We start from the raw sequence: 19,674 nt of genomic DNA, 5'->3' as shown, positions 1-19,674 counted from the left end.
GTTCTAATTTAAATTCATAATATTTCGTAATATTTCGTAACATGACCAGTATGGTTACATAGTTCATAGCGTCAGATAAGGAGTGATTACTATGTCTAATATCGCAAAATCTTTTGTAGAATTAATCGGTAAAACGCCGTTGCTAGCGGCTACGCGCTTTGGTAAAACAGTCGGGGCGGAGTCTAACATTTTTGCCAAGCTGGAATATTTTAATCCCGGCGGCTCCGTGAAAGACCGTATCGCGGCGGCTATTATTCAGGCGGCTGTAGAGTCCGGTGAATTACAGCCGGGCGGTACAATTGTAGAGGCTACATCCGGCAATACCGGTATAGGCTTATCCGCCGTAGGTGCCGCATTAGGCTATAAGGTAGTCATTGTAATGCCGGAAACAATGTCCATTGAACGTCGTAAATTGATGCTCGGCTATGGGGCTCAACTGGTATTGACCGATGGATCACTCGGCATGAAGGGCGCCATTGCTAAGGCTAAAGAAATCGTAACTGCTACGGCGGGGGCGATTGAAGCGGGTCAATTCGTAAATCAGGCGAATCCTGCAGTTCATTATAAAACTACGGGTCCTGAAATTTGGCAGGACACAGACGGTGCTGTCGATATCTATGTAGCCGGTGTCGGTACAGGCGGTACATTGACCGGTGCGGGGCGTTATTTGAAAGAACAGAACCCGGGCGTCAAGGTGGTCGCCGTAGAGCCGGCTGATTCCGCGGTGTTATCGAATGGTAAACCGGGCCCTCATAAAATTCAGGGCTTAGGCGCCGGTTTCATTCCGGACATATTGGATACTCATATATACGATGAAGTTATTCAGGTTGCGAATGATGATGCATTCAAAACGGCTCAAGCGTTTGGCCATACCGAAGGCGTATTGGTTGGCATTTCCTCCGGTGCTGCATTATGGGCGGCTCAAGAGTTGGCCAAACGTCCGGAAAATAAAGGTAAAAACATCGTGGTGATCCTTCCTGATACAGGGGAACGCTATTTGTCGACACCTTTGTTCCCGGAAGCATAATGGTCTCGGACGTATAATATTTCCGGTAACGTAATAATTTGAAAGTATAAACGTATAATTTCTGAAAAATATAATATCCCGAGACTTATATATTTTTACAATGCGTTGAGTGCTTGTAAAAACTGGTGAGTGAAAGAAAAGGACCTCCGTAGGGAGGTCCTTTCTTTATGTACGTTCATGTACTATATAATTGCTTGATCAGCGATTCGTTAACGACCGTTTTTCACAATCGAATCCATCCAATTGAACAGTTCCTCCAGGTCATAGTCACCGGAGTGATCCACGTTGAACGGCGTCGCCATGTCTACCCTGTATCCGAGGTTTTGTGCACGGGTGCCGACGATTAACGGAATCGCCATGGATGTGTTACTATCCGCTGTACCGTATCGGATACGATAGTAACGCGCATTTGTTGCCGCCGGTGAACCGAGATAATTCATCGGGTTCATCATGGTAACAATTTTTGCGTTTTCTACATATACATCCTGGTTGGATGTCGTATCGTGCAGAGCGGCGGTAATCGTAAAGTGATTATTATCGCTTGTACTTGTACCGAAGAGGTTATTTTCACCGGAGTCGTTACTACGTGAGTCGAATGCACCCGGCGCTTTCGAGCGACTTACAAAACGATTGTAAGCCTCCCAGTTGATATCTTTAATAGCACCTGTTTTAGCATCTCGAATCACATATGTATGCTTCGATACGTCCGTACCATTAGCTTGCGCTTTATTAATCGCGTCGATGATGAAAGCTTTCACATAAGCCTTGAAGCTGCCGTCACCGTTTTTATCGAGTCTCAAGACACGTCCTATGGAGTCACGTAATTGCAAGTTGTTTACGTAATCAGGGAAGTGTTCCTTGAGCAAGTTCGAGTACGCCACGTCATCCGTATTCAAGGTTACACGCTGTGTTGTACGTTTCGGTGGAGCGGCGTTACCGGAAACATTGGCTTGCGGCAATTCGCCCTGGCCTATTGATACTTTATCGAATGATGTAATACCGTTATAGCTCCATTCGTAAGCCATATCTGCCGCATCGAGGTTTGTAATCGGCGCGTATGCAGAGGATGCGTATACATCGGTCGGTGCCGTAGCAGCCCCGAGAGCCTGCAAGTATGGCTGGAAGTCAACGTTGTTGCCCGCAGCCCCTTGCAATAAGGATACTGCACCGCCCGCGCTGGTACCGTTTGTGATGATTCGATTCGCATTACCCGGCATAGCGGCATCATTTGCATGTAAATAAGCCGTAGCGGCCTGTAAGTCGACGATAACGGCCGGCGCTTTGCCGATGTAGTTACCGTCGGATGCCTTATTGGTACGGCCACGCGTAGCAGGTGATGCCACAACATAACCGCGGGACAATGCGTAAAGGGCACTGTTCGGCTTGCCATTTTCAGCTTTCGGTACCATAGGTTGGCTTGGCATATAACCGCCTACCGAGTTCGGCATAAAGATAGGTGCCGTTTGTGTCGTATATCCGTTTATCGTACCGTTGTTAAAGTATTCTTCCGGCACATAGATATTGAGGTATTGCTGATCGATGTCAATCGGATTTGATACATATGGAATATATTCAAATGCACGATAGGTGATAGTTTTGTTATCCACCGTACCCGTCATGGTTTCGTAATTCTTGGCATCGAATGTCAAGTTGATCTTCGCGGATGTATCTGCCTGCAACGGCGGATCCATAGGTTGTGAAAGTATATTCTTTTCGTCCGTTATAGCAGATCCTTTTGTAGAAGCTTTGCTGCGGCTTTCTACATATGATTGAGGCAATGTATTGTTTTCAGCTGTTTTAGGTTCTTCAACCTTTGCCTTTTGAGTATCTTCAGCCTTCGCGTTTTCGGCGGTTTTGGCCTTTTGAGCTTCTTCGGTTTTAGCTTTCTCTGCGGCTGCAGCTTTAGCCTTTTCGGCTTCTTCCGTTTTAGTTTTCTCTGCAGCTGCAGCTTTGGCTTTTTCAGCTTCTTCTGCTGCAAGACGTTCTTGTTCAGTCTTAGTCTTTTCTGCCGCTATGCGTTCTTGTTCGGCTTTAAGAGCCGCTTGCCGTTGTGCCTCGGCTTGTTGAGCAGCGATACGTTCTTGCTCAGCTTTGAGAGCAGCCTGCCGTTGTGCCTCGGCTTGTTGAGCAGCGATACGTTCTTGTTCGGCTTTGAGTGCAGCCTGCCGTTGAGCTTCGGCTTGTTGCGCGGCGATACGTTCTTGTTCGGCTTTGAGTGCAGCCTGTCGTTGAGCTTCGGCTTGATAAGCCGCAATGCGTTCCTGCTCAGCCTTGATAGCGGCTTCTCGTTCAGTCTTAGCTTTTTCGGCTGCCGCTGCGCGTTGTTGAGCGGCTAAACGCTCCTGTTCAGCCTGTTGAGCGGCGATACGCTCTTGCTCAGCTTTGAGGGCCGCCTGACGTTGTGCTTCAGCCTGTTGAGCCGCCAGCTGTTCCTGCTGAGCTTTGAGAGCGGCCTGCCGTTGCGCTTCGGCTTGTTGAGCGGCGATACGTTCCTGTTCGGCTTTGAGGGCCGCTTGGCGTTGGGCTTCAGCTTGTTGAGCCGCCAGCTGTTCCTGTTGAGCTTTGAGAGCGGCTTCGCGTTCAGCTTTAGCTTTTTCAGCTGCCGCTGCGCGTTGTTGAGCGGCTAAACGTTCTTGTTCAGCCTGTTGAGCGGCGATACGCTCTTGCTCGGCTTTGATGGCTGCTTGCCGTTGAGCTTCAGCCTGTTGAGCCGCCAGCTGTTCCTGCTGAGCTTTAAGAGCGGCCTGCTGTTGCGCTTCGGCTTGTTGAGCGGCGATATGTTCCTGTTCGGCTTTGATGGCCGCTTGCCGTTGTGCTTCAGCCTGTTGAGCCGTTAGCTGTTCCTGCTGAGCTTTGAGAGCAGCCTGCCGTTGAGCTTCAGCTTGTTGAGCAGATATGTATTTTTGTTCCGCCATACGGCGTTGTTCTTCTTGAATACGTAGCCGTTCCTGTTCGGCGGCTACGCGTTGCTCTTCCGCAATGCGGGAGTGTTCAGCCTGTTGAGCGGCGATACGATCTTGTTCAGCTTTAAGGGCCGCTTGTCGTTGTGCCTCAGCTACTTTTGCTGCGCGCTTCTGCTCTTCTAATTGTTGCTGCTGAGCTTCCAGCGCCGCTTGTTCCAGTGCTTCTTTTTCTAAACGCTCACGCTCTGCGCGTTGGATGTCGCGTATAGTCAGCTTTTGTTTTGCTACGACGGATTTTGTCGTTGTTGTCCTTGCAATTGGCAGAGGGGCCGTAGAGGGTTCCTGTTGAACCACAGGGGCACGTTGAATTTGAGTTTTTTGTAATTCCGGTTTTCCATCAACTTGTTTTTCCACCACCGACTGCTCCGTTTGACGTTGTACATTCATCAAGCTATGCATCGCCAATGTCGGTTCCATTACGGTGTGCGTGTTTTTGTCTACCGTATATTGCGGTTTTTGTACTGTCGCAACAGGTTGTGCTATTGCCGTAACATCAATGGTATTACGAGACGCATTTGCTTGTGATGCGGTAGGTGTGGACGATTGTCCTTGTTGCATTTCCGATTGTGCCGATGCAGCCATCGGTTGTGTGGCGGATGGTGCGGTAGTTTGTTGTGCAGCCGCAGCAGCAGAGGTAGTCGCTGCGGCAGGGGTTGTAGTCTTAGATTCAGCGGTGGACTTAGTGCCGACTAAATCGCTCATATTGAGGGACGGTGCCGCATGTGCTACACCACCTAAGGCCGTTGCCGCTAAAAGGGCGGCAGTGACCTTCTGATTCTTGGTTGACTTCATGAATTAATGCTCTCCTACTAGATATGAATTGATAGTTAAAAATTTTAAAGTTAATTTATAGTTTAGCATAAATCCGTGTAATTGTACACTTTATATACATGCGGACCGTGAATTTATCTGATTTTATAGACATGATAAATTTTAAATTAAGATTAATCGATTGAGATGGGAAGAAATGAATGCCGGATATTGATTCTACGTATTACGTATGATGGTTAATTCCATGTATTATGATTAGCTCTACATATTATGTTTAGTCATATATTGTGATCTATTATGCTCGATGATACGAAATATGTTTATGATAAAAGTAAAAGCCCTGTACCATAGCGGTATAGGGCTTTCACTAAAGGATATATTATTTTTTCAAGCTCGGCTTTACCAGGCCCAAGATGATACATGCGATAACGGAGCCGATGGCGATGGACGCGAGATAAAGTAGCGGATTGCCAATGGTCGGCACCACGAAAATCCCGCCGTGAGGAGCGCGTAGGGTGCATTCAAACAACATGGATAATGCGCCTGCTGTACCGGCACCGATGATGCAGGCCGGCAACACGCGAATCGGATCGGCTGCTGCAAACGGGATGGCACCTTCGGTGATGAAGGAGAGGCCCATGATGTAGTTGGTCAAACCGGACTTGCGTTCCGCTTCGGTGAAACGGCTAGGGAAGAAGGTCGTGCAAAGGGCAATCGCCAATGGAGGCACCATGCCGCCTGCCATAACCGCCGCCATGATGCCGTATTCGCCGGTTGCTAAAGCACCGGTACCGATAACGTAAGCCGCTTTGTTTACAGGACCGCCCATATCAACGGACATCATAGCACCGAAGATAAGACCCAACAATACACGGCTTGTGGTGCCCATGGATTGCAAGGAGTCCATCAACCAGTGATTGAGTGCGGATACCGGCGGATTGATGATAAAGGTAATAGCAAGGCCTATGAATAATACGCCTAGTACCGGATAGAAGAGGACGGGCTTTGTGCCTTCCAATGCTTCCGGCAGGCCGGATACGAGTTTTTTTACCAACAATACTAAATAACCCGCTGCAAAGCCCGCGATTAAGGCGCCGAGGAATCCTGAGCCGCCCTGGTTTGCTAATAAGCCGCCCACAAAGCCCGCTGCGAGACCAGGACGGTCTGCGATACTCATGGCGATATAGCCGGCGAGAACCGGCAACATAAATCCGAAGGAGGCACCGCCGATTTGCATCAGAAATGCTGCAAGAGGCGTACCGGAACCGAAGTTTTTAGGGCTCGCGGGATCGAATGTATCAAAGAGGAATGCCAATGCGATTAAGATACCGCCTCCGATAACGAATGGCAACATATGGGATACGCCGTTCATCAGATGCTTGTAAATTTGACGACCGATGCTGTCAGAAGCATCTCCGTTCGTTTCCGAGTCCTGTTGGTCCGCGTTGGACGCGTGGTATACAGGTGCCGTACCGGACATGGCTTCCGTTAATAATTCCTCCGCCTTGTTGATGCCGTTGGCAACCTTTGTCTGAATCATGGGCTTACCGTTGAAGCGAGCCATTTCGATTTGGCGGTCAGATGCGATGATGATACATTTTGCGTGTGCGATTTCCTCCGCTGTGAGCGGATCTTTTACGCCGGATGCACCGTTTTTTTCAACCTTTAAGGAGATGCCCATTTCCTTGGCCTTGCGGTCTAATGATTCCGCCGCCATGTAGGTGTGGGCGATGCCCGTAGGGCACCCCGTTACCGCTAATACGTCATAATACGGATTAGATTCAGAAACTGTTTCTGTTGCAGAGTTATCGGATTGCGCAGTACTTACCGTGCTTTCGGCGGTCGTAGCGGATTTGATACATCCCGCTACGGACGGATCAAACTTTCCTTGCTCCTTAGCCGTGATGAGTTCCAGGAACCGCTTTACCGTAGGGGCGGCGATGAGGGCTTCCTTGAAGTCCGGGTCGATAACCATCGTCGCGAGTTGACTCAAAACCTCTACATGCGTATCTGCAGCGCCTTCCGGAGCGGCAATCATGAAAAATAATCGGGATGATTGACCGTCTAAGGCCTCGAAATCGACGCCGTTCGGTACGACCATAGCCGCAAGGCCTGCTTCGCGAACGCCTGCGGATTTTGCGTGCGGTGTGGCGATACCGTCGCCGAGACCGGTGGAACCGGATTCTTCACGGGCGAAAACGGCCGCCAGATATTCGGCTTTGTCGATGAGATGTCCGCCTTTATCCATCAATTCCCCTAACATGTAAATGGCATCTGCCTTTGTTACCGGTTCCGCGTTTAAGAGGACGGATTCCGGTTTTAATAAATCGGTGATTTGCATATATGTACTCCTTGATGCAAATAAAATAGAAAATTATTGAAATGTGATTTAGGATCGTACCTGTGAAAGTAGTGCCTCCACCTCGTTCAATGTGGCGAGGTTTTCCGAATAGGCCGAAGCGGATCCGCTGGCGATGCCCCAGTAGAGGGCTTCTTGAAGACTACCTGTTTTTTCGTAGCCTGTAATAAATCCGGCAACCATGGAGTCTCCGGCTCCTACGGAATTGACAAGGGTTCCCTGAGGGGCTTTGCTCGTGTAGACCGTGCCGTCTGCAGCTACTAAGATAGCGCCGTCGCCGGCCATGGAGATCAGGACGTGTTGAGCTCCTTTTGCCTGTAATTCCTTTGCGGCCGATACCAGGTCATCCTTTGAGGATAGGGTACGACCGAAGATTTCGCTCAGTTCGTGATTATTGGGCTTGATTAAGAACGGTTTATACGGTAATACACGCGTCAGAAGATCCTTTGTGGCATCGACGATGATGCGGATGTGTTTGTGCTGTAAACGCTCCATGATGCGTTCATACATATCGCTCGGAAGGCTTGAAGGAATGCTCCCCGCAAGGATCAGAATATCCTCGTCCGATAAGGCATCCAATTGTGTGTACAGTGCCTGTAATTCATCGTCGGCGATAGTCGGACCGCGACCGTTGATTTCCGTTTCCTCATCGGATGCTTTTACTTTCACATTGATGCGTGTTAACCCTTCGCGGAGACGGATGAAGTTTTCCGTTACGCCGAATTGATTCAGCTGGGTCACGATTTCCTGACCGGTGAAGCCCGCGATGAAGCCGAGAGCCGTTGTATCCATGCCGAGATTGTTGAGCACGATGGAAACATTGATACCTTTACCGCCACCGAGGATGTATTCCTGGGTGGTGCGATTGATTGTGCCCGTTTCGAGATGGTCCAGGCGTACGATATAATCGAGGGCCGGGTTAAAGGTGATGGTGTAGATCATATATATTCCTCTTTGATACTACGCAAATTTTGATACTACGTAAATTTTGATACTACGTAAATAATTATTATATCGAACTATAATTATATTGAACGACTGTTATGCTTTATGCTGAATTATATTTTATACGGAATCCTGCCGAATTGAACAGATATTTTCGTGTCAGAACAATACTTGTATCAGAGTGATTGCACCTCATCATGTCGGCGCAGGCGCAACCAGTAGATGAGAGGCGCCAGGTATAAAAAGAAGGCGAATGGTATATATCCGGTTGTACCGGTATTCAACATGATAACAGGTACGAGGGCGGCGATATTCCACGGCTGTAAGGCGGCGATGAGGATGCCGCTGTTTTCAAAGTCCAGCATTACGTCGTCCGCCTGGATGCTTTGTTTCGCATAGGTGGTACGCATAATGGAATGTGTCATGATGACCGCGATGGCCTGACTGCAGCCGATAGCACCCGTTAAAAAGGCGAGCCCCGCATTGGCTGCAAATAAGCTGCTGCGTGATTTAGCATGGTCTAAGAGCTGTCTCATATTATTCCAGAAACCGACGCCCTCCAGCATACCGGAAATAGCGCAGGCCATAAATATTGATAGAGACGGAATGAACATGGTTTTGAGGCCGCCGCCGTGAATGACATCTGCCAGCGGATTATAACCGGGAAGCTCGAAGCCTGCCAGGCTGAACCAGGCCAGGTCAGACAGACTTTGACCCTGATTGGTATATGCTATAATCGCGGCTGCCAATGCGCTGAGGCCGATGGGCCACCTGATGGATACTTTCAGAGGCAATACTGCTACGACGATAATGACGGGAATCCATAACGTCCAATTGATATTAAAGATGAAAGGAATCGTATCCGACAGATAATTGTTTGTAGTATCCAACGGAAACCATTGGGATAGCAAAATGTAGAGAAGCGTTGAAATGACGAGTGCCGGTATGCTGTCCGCAAACATTTTTCGGATATTCGTCCGTACCTCGGTGTGCGTTAAGGCCGCCACGAGAGATGCACTGGATGAGAGGGGACTGTTGCGGTCGCCCACATACGCGCCGGCAATGATAGCCCCGGCTATGATGTTTTCCGGTACATTTCCGGCCCGTGCGACGGTGATGAGCACGATGCCTATGGTGCCTACCGTGCCGAGCGAGGTGCCGAGCAGCATGCTCACGACGACAGTCATGAGAAAGGCACAGGTGATAAAGATATATGGGTTAATCCAGTCGATACAGGTGGCGATGATCATCGGTATAGTTCCCGATGCCTGCCACATGGCGATGAGCCATCCGATGAGAAGAAAAATCTGTATTACGCCAATCGATGACTTCGCACCTGTCCAGGATAACTTGAGCAGTTCTTTCGGCTCATAACCTTTACGGTAGAATACGTACGCCATGATACACCATACCGCGAGCAAGGCGTAGCCGATAGCGATACCGTTAGCTACGGCGGTGATAATGACGATGATGGACAGCAATAAGCCGATGAGAGGTTCTATGTTTTGAGGCATTAATGACCGACCTTGGCGATAGTTCAGAAATGCGTTCAGTATCAGTTGTAACCATTTCATCTTATTCTATGGGAAGTTCGGTTTCGAATACTTCCTCGGCAGGCCCTGTCATGAGCACCGTGCCGTCCTCCAAGTATGAAATATGTAATATGCCCAGGTATAATTCCACGTCCACTTCACGACCGGTCAAGCCCTTTTCGCAGGCCATGACGGCGGAGGCACAGGAACCGGTACCGCATGCGAGCGTAGTGCCGGCCCCGCGTTCCCAGGTGCGAACCTTGATATGGTGGTCATTTACGACCTCCACGTAGTTTACATTTGTATTCGCCGGAAAGGCGTCATGCTTTTCAAGGATAGGGCCTTGCGTTTTAACAGGCGCCTTCGTGATGTCGTCAATGAATACCTCCGTGTGAGGCACGCCGAGCAATACGGAGCTGACCGTTACGGTTTCGCCGTTTACGTCAAGGTCGACGTCGATAATCTTGTCCATATCTACATTCATCGGAATCTCCCGGGCTTTAAAAAACGGTTTGCCCATATCGACGGTGACTTGTGTTACCACGCCGTTTTCAATCGTCAGGGATGGTTTCATTACACCCGCCAATGTTTCGATGGTGAAAGTATCCTTTGTGATTTCTCCGTGCTCATAGGCGTATTTAGCGAAGCAACGGATCGCATTGCCGCACATTTCCGCTTCGCTGCCGTCCGAGTTGATGATGCGCATACGTATATCGCATGTATCGGATGGCACGAGGATGGCAAGACCGTCAGCGCCGATGCCGGTGCGACGATCGCAGAGGCGAATGGCTAGGTCCGTATAATTTTTTGAGTCCTCTTTTGGATCGGCAAATAGAATGAAATCGTTGCCGAGGCCGTGCATTTTCGTTAATCTCATAAGCGCTCCTATTAATAGATAAGACTTTCACCATGAACCCCGTGAAAGTCTCTGATTTACATTATATTATTATATCACATATAAGGGGGCCGTACTTTATTGTTTACTATAGAAATGTTACAATAATATGTAATGTAGTTTATCAGTATAGAAAGAGGAATACACATGCGAATTCAAGGGATTTCTGGATCTCGTGGCGTTGCAGTAGGCAATGTATATAGATATATGCAGGAGGAAATCGTCATCCCCGATTACACCGTAGCGGACGACACGGTGGATGAGGAAATCGGTAAATTTGCCACCGCTATGGCGGCTACCTTGAAACAACTGGATACGATTCGTCAAAAAGCGTTGGAGCACATGGGTCCCGACGAGGCGGCCATCTTTGAGGCGCATATGCAAATCGCTCAGGATCCGGCATTGTCCGACGGCATCAAGTCCCTCGTTGAATCCGGTCATGTGAATGTGGTGGCGGCTACGTCGCAGACTATCGAAACCTTTGCGAATATCTTTCTCGGTATGGATGATCCGTATATGCGCGAGCGCGGCGCCGATATCAAGGATATCGGAGACCGTTTGATGCGCAATATCTTGGGCATGAATCCGCGCGGCTTGTCCCATATTTCCGGCGAAGTCATTTTGGTGGCTCACGATTTGGCGCCATCCGATACGGCATCTCTTGATAAAAATGTGGTAAAGGGTATCGTGACGGCCGCAGGCGGACCTACATCTCATGCGGCCATCATGGCCCGCACTCTTGAAATTCCCGCTGTTATGGGGGTCGGCGATATTGACAGCTTCACTGACGGCGATAAGGCTGTCGTGCTCGGTACGGACGGCGTCGTGGAAATCAATCCTTCCGATGCGGACTGGAACGAATACACAAACCAAGCCGAGGCATTTCAGGAGGAACTCAGACGATTGCACGAGTCCGCCAATCTTGAAGCGATGACCACGGACGGTCATCATGTGGAACTGTTCGGCAATATCGGTAAGGCGAAGGATGTAAAGCACGCCCTTACGATGGGCGCACAGGGTATCGGCCTGTATAGAACGGAATTCCTGTACATGGAAAACGATGAATTGCCAACAGAAGACGCGCAATTTGAAGAATATAAAAAAGTAGCTCAGGATATGAAGGGACAGCCTGTTATCATCCGCACCATGGATATCGGCGGCGACAAGGAATTGAAATGTCTGGACTTGCCGAGTGAAATGAATCCGTTCCTCGGATATCGGGCGATTCGCATTTCATTAAACCGTCCGGATATTTTTAAAGTGCAGTTGCGGGCGCTGTTGCGTGCCAGTGCCTTCGGAGATATTCACATCATGTACCCTATGATCGCTTCCGTGGAAGAGGTTAAGCAGGCGAATGCGATGCTCGCCGAATGCAAGGCCGAGCTTACCGCCGAGGGCATCGACTTTAATGATGCGATCAAGGTGGGAATTATGATTGAAGTGCCGGCAGCGGCCGTTATTTCTCCGATTTTGGCCAAATACGTAGACTTCTTCAGCATCGGTACGAACGATCTCTGCCAATATACATTGGCGGTAGACCGCATGAACGAAGCCATCGGCAGTTTATATCAACCGTTGCATCCGGGTGTGTTGCGGCTCATCAAACACGTCATCGATGCAAGCCATGAACAGGAAAAATTCACGGGTATGTGCGGCGAACTTGCAGGCGATCCTGTGGCGACGATGATTCTGTTAGGCCTTGGCCTCGACGAATTCTCAATGACTGCATCCTCCATTCCGCTCATTAAAAAAATCCTGCGCTCCGTATCGAAAGAGGATTGTAAAGCGGTGGCTGACAAGGCCCTCACCATGGATACGGCGGAAGAGATTACAAACTACGCTAAAGCCGTTCTTGAAGAAAAAGGCTTGTTGTAGATAGTGCGGGTACTTGAATTCGAAATATCGAATTGATACAATAAATCTATTACAAGACGTATGAGATGGGTCAGACCTATCGAGATAGAAAGAGGTTATCATGAAAGAATTAACAGTAGAAATCACAAACGAATCCGGTTTACATGCGCGTCCTGCGACGGCTTTCACACAATTGGCGGCAAAATTCGCATCTAAAGTCACTATTGCGGCAAACGGCAAAACAGCGGATGCCAAATCTATTTTGACCGTGTTGACATTGGGCGCTACAAAGGGAACGTCCGTTACATTGACGGCTGACGGCGCCGATGAAGACGACGCACTCGCTGCATTGAGCGAATTCTTAACTACAAATCACGACTAATCTTAAAATTGGAAAAGTCCTCCGACTATGAACTGCATTCCGAAATTTGGATATAATTTCAGGAGCCGCGGTTCACTATGGTCAGAGGACTTTTTTGTTGCCCGAGATTCGATACGTAAAAGGAGATTGATTAACAGGCAGGTAATGACCCGGTTAGAGGTATGTAAAATCGGCATTAAAAACAACACGTTCCGTCCTATAAGTCGGATTAACAGATATACAACAGATCGATTGACGGACACGCAAAAGACCGACTATATGAAATAGCCGGTCTCTATTGTTCGTTTTTCATAGACGCCTCGTAGGATTATTTTCCCATATTCGCAAAGCGTTCTACAGCTTTTGTGAAGTCGCTGATTGTTTTCTCTACGTCCCCGTGTTCGATGCCGTCACGCACGCAATGGTTGATATGGCCCTCAAGCACGACCTGACCTACCTTGTGCAGTGCGGATTTAGCTGCATTAATCTGACTCAGTACATCCTCGCAGGGAATGTCTTCTTCTATCATACGGTCGATAGCCTGTACTTGACCTAAAATTTTTCGTAATCGACGATGTAGATTATCTGAATCCATACACTGTTTCATAATACTCCTCCAATGGGCATGTTTTATCATCCTATTAATTATACTCTAAATAAACGCGTAAATACAACACAATCACATAGATGTGATACAATACAATCAATATAACTTATTTTTGTATATTTGTACATCGATATATCTGCATGAGGTTACAATGACAATATTTCGCTTTATTCGCCGTGCGCTGACGGTCGTCGTGGTCATACTATTGGCTATGTATATCTATGATGCGTACCATAGCTTTCAGGGGACCAATCGTGAAAGCAAGGCAAAGAGCACCGTTGAGCAACGGATAGAACAAAATGAAGATACACTGAGCAGGTTGGACCGCATTGTGCGGCTGTTTACGTTTAAGGATAAGGTGGAAACGGCCCTTGCGCAGCGTGTGCCGCGGGAGCACTGGGTGAAAGAGGATATCATTCCGGAAAATGCGAAAAATGCGCTCATCGCCATTGAGGACAAGCGCTATTATAATCACGGCGCTATCGATATCTTCGGCATCATTCGCGCGTTTTATACTAATACGGTGTCCGGTGAAACCGTCGAAGGTGGCAGCACCATTACGCAACAATTGGTAAAAAATCTGTTCCTGTCGTCAAAACGTATCGTGACGCGCAAGGTGGAGGAAGCCATCCTCGCCGGAGAAATGGAACATTATTATACAAAGGAAGAAATCCTTACCATGTATCTGAATACCGTATACTACGGGCATAATTATTACGGCATTTACGAAGCTTCGCACGGCTATTTCGGAGTCAGCCCGAGTCGACTTACACTGGGACAGTGCGCCCTGCTGGCGGCGTTGCCGAATGCGCCGAACTATCTAGATCCGTACGAGAACTATGAAGGCGCCAAGGCTCGACAGAAACTCGTGTTGGAACAGATGGTCGACCAGGGCATGATTACACGTGCCGAAGCGGACTATGCCTACGAACAGGACTTGGAACTTGTTGAGGAGGAATAGTTATTTTATGAATATCTCTTGGTTAATTGCTAAATTGACTGAGAGATATTTTTTTATGAAAAGTAAAACTTTCATGAAGTTTATGGATAGAGATTGACATCATAATGGAAGGATGCATTGCTAATCCTAATGGGATTGCCGTTAATAATGGTACGTTCATTAATGCCGGTGCCGCTACGTTAACCACAGGTAATCCTATTATTACCGATGGAGCTATTGCCGGATATGATGTGAAGCAAGGTGCGGTGACGGTATCCGGACAAGGTCTCGATGCATCGCGTACATCCCGCACAGATATTTTGGCGGAAGCGGTACAGCTCAACGGCAAGGTATGGGCGAATGAAAGCCATGTGGTAACCGGTAACAATACAATATCTGTCGATGGTAGCGGTAAGGTAACTAATGTTACCAAGACGGGTCACTCAGAGAAGGTAGGTCTTGATGTATCTCGCATTGGCGGTATGTATGCGAACAGCATGTATTTAGTGGGAACCAATGATGGTTTCGGCGTGAATAATAAAGGGATTCTTTCCGCACAGAATCATATTTCTGTAGACAGTACCGGCAAGGTGCAAAATAGTGGTACTGTGGTGGCGCCGGATATGAGTATTGGCGCAAAAGGCTTTACGCAAGTCGGTAAAGCTAAATTGTATGCTGACTCGGCACGCATTTCGACGGAGGCTTTCACACAAACCGGTAATGCCGTTACAAAAGAGGCACCGGTACTCATTGCACGTAAGAAGTTAGCGGTGGCTACTAATACAATAAATAATACGAATGGTAGTGTGCTGAAGTCTGAAGGCGTGTTACAACTTGGAAAGACGATGGATTATAACGGCGCTGTAGCCGGCAAGATGGATACGCTGACTAATGTGGCGGCCACTATCGAGGCCGGTCAGCAAGGTGTGATTCTCGCCAAATCCATTGCTAATACAAATGGTGGCGTTACGTTGAAACGGGCTACCACGGGAACTACGGAGCACGTTAAAAATGAAGTGGCCCCGGAAGGCAGTATCAAACGATATCAGCTATCTGAAGAACGCATTTATGGTCATGACGATCCGATTCCGAAAGATAAGGTCGTAGTTCACTCTTCTGAAAATTTACAACTGTCTATTAATGGACAGCATCATGATAGCTGGACGAAATATGAATATGACCGTACGCGGGTAAAAGACGTTGTGGATAGCTCCAAACCGGGGCGCATCCTTTCCGGCGGTAACTTACAAATTGAAGCGGATATTGTGCATAATGATGCCAGCCAAATCAGTGCAGCGGGCACTCTGGTCGGTAATATCGGTCACTATGAAGCCCGCAATCCGAAGGGACATGAATATATTAGTGAAAATGGTACGGCTACAGGGTATAGTCGCCATAAACATCATGGATGGGATTCTACAAATGTTCGTGAGGCGGAGTATCATAATGATGTAGTGCAGCCGGTAGATATACCGTTAACTGTCTATGGCAGTCATGTAGCTGATAGTACAACCGGGGCTACGGTGGATACGTCGGTATTGGCGATGATGAGTCAGTTATCTACCAATCCGAATACAACGTATGCGATGGAAACGGATCCGAATTTTACCAATCGAAGAACCTTCTTATCCTCTGATTATGTCATCAATCGGTTACAACTTAACCCTATGCGTACACAAAAACGATTAGGGGATGGTTACTATGAACAGCAATTGGTGATGCAGGCTATTTTACGTCAAACAGGTAAAAGTAGACTGCAGGCGGGGCTTACAGAAGAAGAGCAGTACCGTAAATTAATGGATGCGGGCCTTACCGTGATGAAGTCTAAATCGATGATGCTCGGACAGGGATTAACTGAGGCGGAGCAACAGCAATTGACGGAAGATGTGGTAATGCTTGTCAGTCAACCGGTAGTATTGCCGAACGGTAAGACTGAAACTTTACTCGTACCGACGTTATATTTGGCGCCGACCACACAACGTGTCGAGGGGGCAGCGAATATGCAGGCTCAATCGATTAATTTGCAAGTGGGCACGATGCATAACGGCGGCAGTATAGTGGCGGATGATGCGATAACTGTACATGGTAATACGATTCACAATGATAACGGACTGATTAAAGGTCGTACAACGACAGTGGTGGCGGATACTGATGTTCGTAATACACAAGGTACGATAGAAGGCCGTGATCATACAACTGTATATGCTAAGAATGATGTGATAAATGAGGGCGGTACGATTAAGCAAACCGATGAAACAGGAAAGCTTGTCGTAGCGGCCGATCGTGATGTTATCAATAACGGCGTTAAGTACGAAGCCGGCAATAGTAAGGTTGTATGGAACAGTGTCAATAGCCGCCGTGAAACGGTAACCGCTGTAGATCAAGGTCAAATTGCGGCGAAAGGCGATGCTGTGGTAACGGCCGGTCGTGATGTCGCTATGCAGGCCGGTACGGTGACGTCGGGTAAGGATGCTACTGTGGCAGCGGGACGCCAGGTCACGATGAAGGCGATGACAGAGAATCATGAATTAGAGGAACATCGCTATGACAAAGGTAAATCCGGTGGCGGTCATTCTCAGACTACAGAAACACATGATGTAGTGAATGAAGCAACCTCTGTAGGCAGCAGTGTGGAAGGTAACAATGTGACTGTGGCTGCTAAAGCTGATATAGCACTTAGTGGTAGTGAAATTCTGGCCGCTGATAAGGCACAGGTGGAAGGTCAGAATGTAAAACTGGATACCGCATCGGCCACAAGCACTGCCAATCATGTGTATAAGGACAAGAAGAAAAGTCTAGTTAAACGGGAACGTACGGATGCAACCGGTGTGACGCAAGTGACTGCCGTAACGGGATCTGTTGTGAGCGGTAAAGATGTTGCAATCAGATCTGGTCATGATGTGACGGGTCAATCCGCTAAACTGATGGGCGAACAAGGCGTTCAAGTAACGGCGAATGGTAAGGTTGAATTCGGCGCGGATAAGAATGTAGCGGAAGAAACGAGTGCATATCGACATAAAACTTCAGGGTTAATAGGAAGTGGTATTGGATTTACTATCGGTACGGAAAAACGAAATATAGATGATACCAATCGTGAAGAGAAAACCGTACGTAATACCATTGCCAGTACGAAGGGCCATGTAAACATTGCGGCTAATGATACGGTACATCTTACCAGTGCCGATGTAGTAAGTAAAACCGGTACAACGATTGAAGGGGCCGCAGTGACCCTTGATGGTAATACCGATACGCAACATATGACACATGATGATCGCTATAAAAAGTCCGGTTTAACCGTGTCGTTAGGGGGTGCTTTAGCTGATAGTGTAACAAATGCGACGCGAACGATTAAACAAGCCGGAGGGCGTGATGATAAACGCTTAGCTGCACTTGAACTCAATGAAGCCCGTAAACAGTTGCAAGATGGATATGCAGCGGTAGATAAAGCGATTAAGGGTGTTAAACTTCGTAATGCGAATGGCAATGTGTTAAAAGATACAAAAGGTCATTCTCAGCGTGGGCAAAAGAATATTGATGATGCTGTTAATGTATCCGTGTCAATCGGTAGCACATCACAGAAACAAGGCCAAACAGTAGATACTGCAACTTATAAGGGGGGAACCGTTATTAGTGACGGTGATGTCCGCATGACGGCTCGTGATGCTAAGAACAAAGGTATTACTCTTACCGGTGAAAGCGTATCTGCGCAATCTTTAAGTTTAGCTAGTGCCGGTGATATTGCTATAGAGGCCGGTAAGAACACAGCCGATGTGAAAAATGACTATAAGAGTTCCGGTTGGCGTGTAGGTGCCAGTCTTAGCTTAATGACCGGTAGTCTGTTAGATGTAAATGCCAGTGGGCATATGGCACGTCAACATGGTGATACACATCAGGAAAGCTATGTACCGACAACCATAAAGGCCGCAGAGCTTGCGCAACTTAAGGCAAATCGAGATACTAATATCATAGGATCTACTGTGTCCGGTAAGAAGGTGCAGGTAGATACAGGGCGTGACTTAACGATTCGGAGCTTACAAGATGTAGATAACTTTAAAGAACATAGTAAGTCCGGTGGTTTCTCTGTGTCCTCAAAACCGAACTTCACTGACCCTACCGGTAGTATCAGCGCTAGTGTCGGTCGCATTGACAGCAAGTGGAGGAGCGTGACAAAACAGGCGGGTATCTATGCCGGTGACGAAGGATACGATATTCATACAGGCAATGCGACAACCTTAGAAGGGGCTTTGATTAAGAGCGGTGCACCAAAAGAAAAGAATAAACTGGCTACAAAATCTCTAGAGATGAAAGATATCCATAATGAGGCTGAGTATACATATAGCAACAATGGTATCGGCTATAACTACTATGGTAGTAAAAAGAAACTCGAAGAGATGAAGACAAACGATAAAAAAGGTTATGATAAGATTTATAATACTATTGGATTAGTATCTAATTTAGGAGTTGGTTCTAAAGGTAAAGCTAGCTCTACTACCCAATCCGCAATTTCTGATGGTATACTGACTGTAGATGGTAAAGAGATTGATACTAAAGCAATTAACACAAATACCGAAAATACTTTACATCAATTAAATAAAATTTTTGATAAAAAGAAAATTGAAGAACGTCAGGAGTTGGCGCGCTTATTCTCACAAAATGCCTATGAACAATTACATAATTGGCAACCAACAACTAAGGATGGTAAATTGGCTAAGTCTATTGCTCATGGTATCATTGGTGAATGGGCAGCCCGTATAGCCGGTAATGCGCCTGGTAGTGGGTTTAAAGCGACTATGACTAATGAAATGTTAATTGGTGAGATAGAGAAACTAGCTAAACATGATCCTGCACTAGCACAATGGATTAGTGCTGCAGTTGGTGCTACAGTTAATAAGGCTAGTGGTGGAAATGTAAATGCAGGAGCGGCAGTGGCATCTTACGCTACTAAGTGGAATTCATTTGCTTCTTTTTATACTAAATTTGACATTCCTTTCACAGATCAACAACTTGTTAAGGTTAATTTGAACAATTTAAAATATGCCATTAAAACAGCTAGCTATACAGATGCAGGAACAGTAAATGAGAGAATGACATTGTGGATGGGGAATGGAGACTATATGATTATTAATAGTGGACATGGTTATTATAGAGATCATAGATCGCAAAGAACCCAAGGATTACCTAGTTTTAAGAATACGGATAAGTTTGATGTTATACAAGCAGTAAGTGCAGTGGCTATACAAGCTGAAGCAGGACATTATTTAGATGATGGTCAAGTCCATACATTAACAACTCAAATGATTATGATAAATAGTTATGGAGAAGCTGGTAAAGTTAATTTAGAGGTAAGCGCGCTCAAACAAGGGAGTAATATATACATATCTACTTTTTATCCAGTGAGTATAGTTTAGATGAGGAGCGGT

Annotated in this window: 11 protein-coding genes; 5 read left to right on the top strand and 6 right to left on the bottom strand. The window is 47.2% G+C overall.

What is annotated here, in order from left to right; genetic code table 11:
• Positions 1–91: 91 nt before the first annotated feature.
• Positions 92–1,027 (top strand): cysteine synthase A, encoded by a 936-nt coding sequence (cysK, locus tag VEHSUH05_RS03475; RefSeq protein ID WP_038117152.1) that lies wholly within the window; start codon positions 92–94, stop codon positions 1,025–1,027.
• Positions 1,028–1,236: 209 nt separating this feature from the next.
• Here the strand turns inward: cysK and VEHSUH05_RS09315 are convergent, their stop codons facing one another.
• The 5 genes from VEHSUH05_RS09315 to dapF all read right to left on the bottom strand — a co-directional run bounded on the left by VEHSUH05_RS09315 (position 1,237) and on the right by dapF (position 10,474).
• Complete coding sequence (locus VEHSUH05_RS09315) at positions 1,237–4,782, bottom strand: subtype B tannase (RefSeq protein ID WP_174678706.1); 3,546 nt, start codon at positions 4,780–4,782, stop codon at positions 1,237–1,239.
• Positions 4,783–5,140: 358 nt separating this feature from the next.
• Complete coding sequence (locus VEHSUH05_RS03465) at positions 5,141–7,102, bottom strand: PTS fructose transporter subunit IIABC (RefSeq protein ID WP_105090729.1); 1,962 nt, start codon at positions 7,100–7,102, stop codon at positions 5,141–5,143.
• Between the two features lie 48 nt (positions 7,103–7,150).
• The gene (pfkB, locus tag VEHSUH05_RS03460; RefSeq protein WP_105090728.1) at positions 7,151–8,062 is read right to left on the bottom strand and encodes a 1-phosphofructokinase; all 912 of its coding nucleotides are present in this window, start codon (positions 8,060–8,062) and stop codon (positions 7,151–7,153) included.
• Positions 8,063–8,241: 179 nt separating this feature from the next.
• Positions 8,242–9,579: a Na+/H+ antiporter NhaC family protein gene (locus VEHSUH05_RS03455; RefSeq protein WP_245875920.1), complete on the bottom strand. Its 1,338-nt coding sequence runs from the start codon at positions 9,577–9,579 to the stop codon at positions 8,242–8,244.
• Between the two features lie 61 nt (positions 9,580–9,640).
• A complete protein-coding gene (dapF, locus tag VEHSUH05_RS03450; protein WP_054674313.1) occupies positions 9,641–10,474 on the bottom strand; it encodes a diaminopimelate epimerase in 834 nt (277 codons plus the stop codon).
• Between the two features lie 165 nt (positions 10,475–10,639).
• On the opposite strand from dapF, the gene ptsP reads away from it, so the two are divergent.
• Positions 10,640–12,367 carry a phosphoenolpyruvate--protein phosphotransferase gene (gene ptsP / locus VEHSUH05_RS03445; RefSeq protein WP_105090726.1) on the top strand — a complete coding sequence of 576 codons (1,728 nt, stop codon included), beginning with the start codon at positions 10,640–10,642 and terminating at the stop codon, positions 12,365–12,367.
• 100 nt (positions 12,368–12,467) lie between these two features.
• Positions 12,468–12,728 carry an HPr family phosphocarrier protein gene (locus tag VEHSUH05_RS03440; RefSeq protein ID WP_038116511.1) on the top strand — a complete coding sequence of 87 codons (261 nt, stop codon included), beginning with the start codon at positions 12,468–12,470 and terminating at the stop codon, positions 12,726–12,728.
• A gap of 307 nt (positions 12,729–13,035) precedes the next feature.
• On the opposite strand, the gene VEHSUH05_RS03435 is transcribed toward VEHSUH05_RS03440, so the two are convergent.
• Positions 13,036–13,314: a metal-sensing transcriptional repressor gene (locus VEHSUH05_RS03435; RefSeq protein ID WP_105090725.1), complete on the bottom strand. Its 279-nt coding sequence runs from the start codon at positions 13,312–13,314 to the stop codon at positions 13,036–13,038.
• Positions 13,315–13,465: 151 nt separating this feature from the next.
• Here VEHSUH05_RS03435 and VEHSUH05_RS03430 point away from each other — a divergent pair, with 151 nt between their 5' ends.
• Together VEHSUH05_RS03430 and VEHSUH05_RS03425 are read left to right on the top strand one after the other, a co-directional pair.
• A complete protein-coding gene (locus tag VEHSUH05_RS03430; RefSeq protein ID WP_105090724.1) occupies positions 13,466–14,275 on the top strand; it encodes a transglycosylase domain-containing protein in 810 nt (269 codons plus the stop codon).
• Positions 14,276–14,379: 104 nt separating this feature from the next.
• Positions 14,380–19,662, top strand: a complete 5,283-nt coding sequence (locus VEHSUH05_RS03425) for a hemagglutinin repeat-containing protein (protein ID WP_245875919.1) — start codon at positions 14,380–14,382, stop codon at positions 19,660–19,662.
• Positions 19,663–19,674: the final 12 nt, after the last annotated feature.

This window comes from Veillonella denticariosi JCM 15641 (assembly GCF_002959855.1).
GTDB classification, from domain to species: Bacteria; Bacillota; Negativicutes; order Veillonellales; family Veillonellaceae; genus Veillonella; species Veillonella denticariosi.
This window is presented reverse-complemented; position numbering and strand designations above follow the sequence as displayed.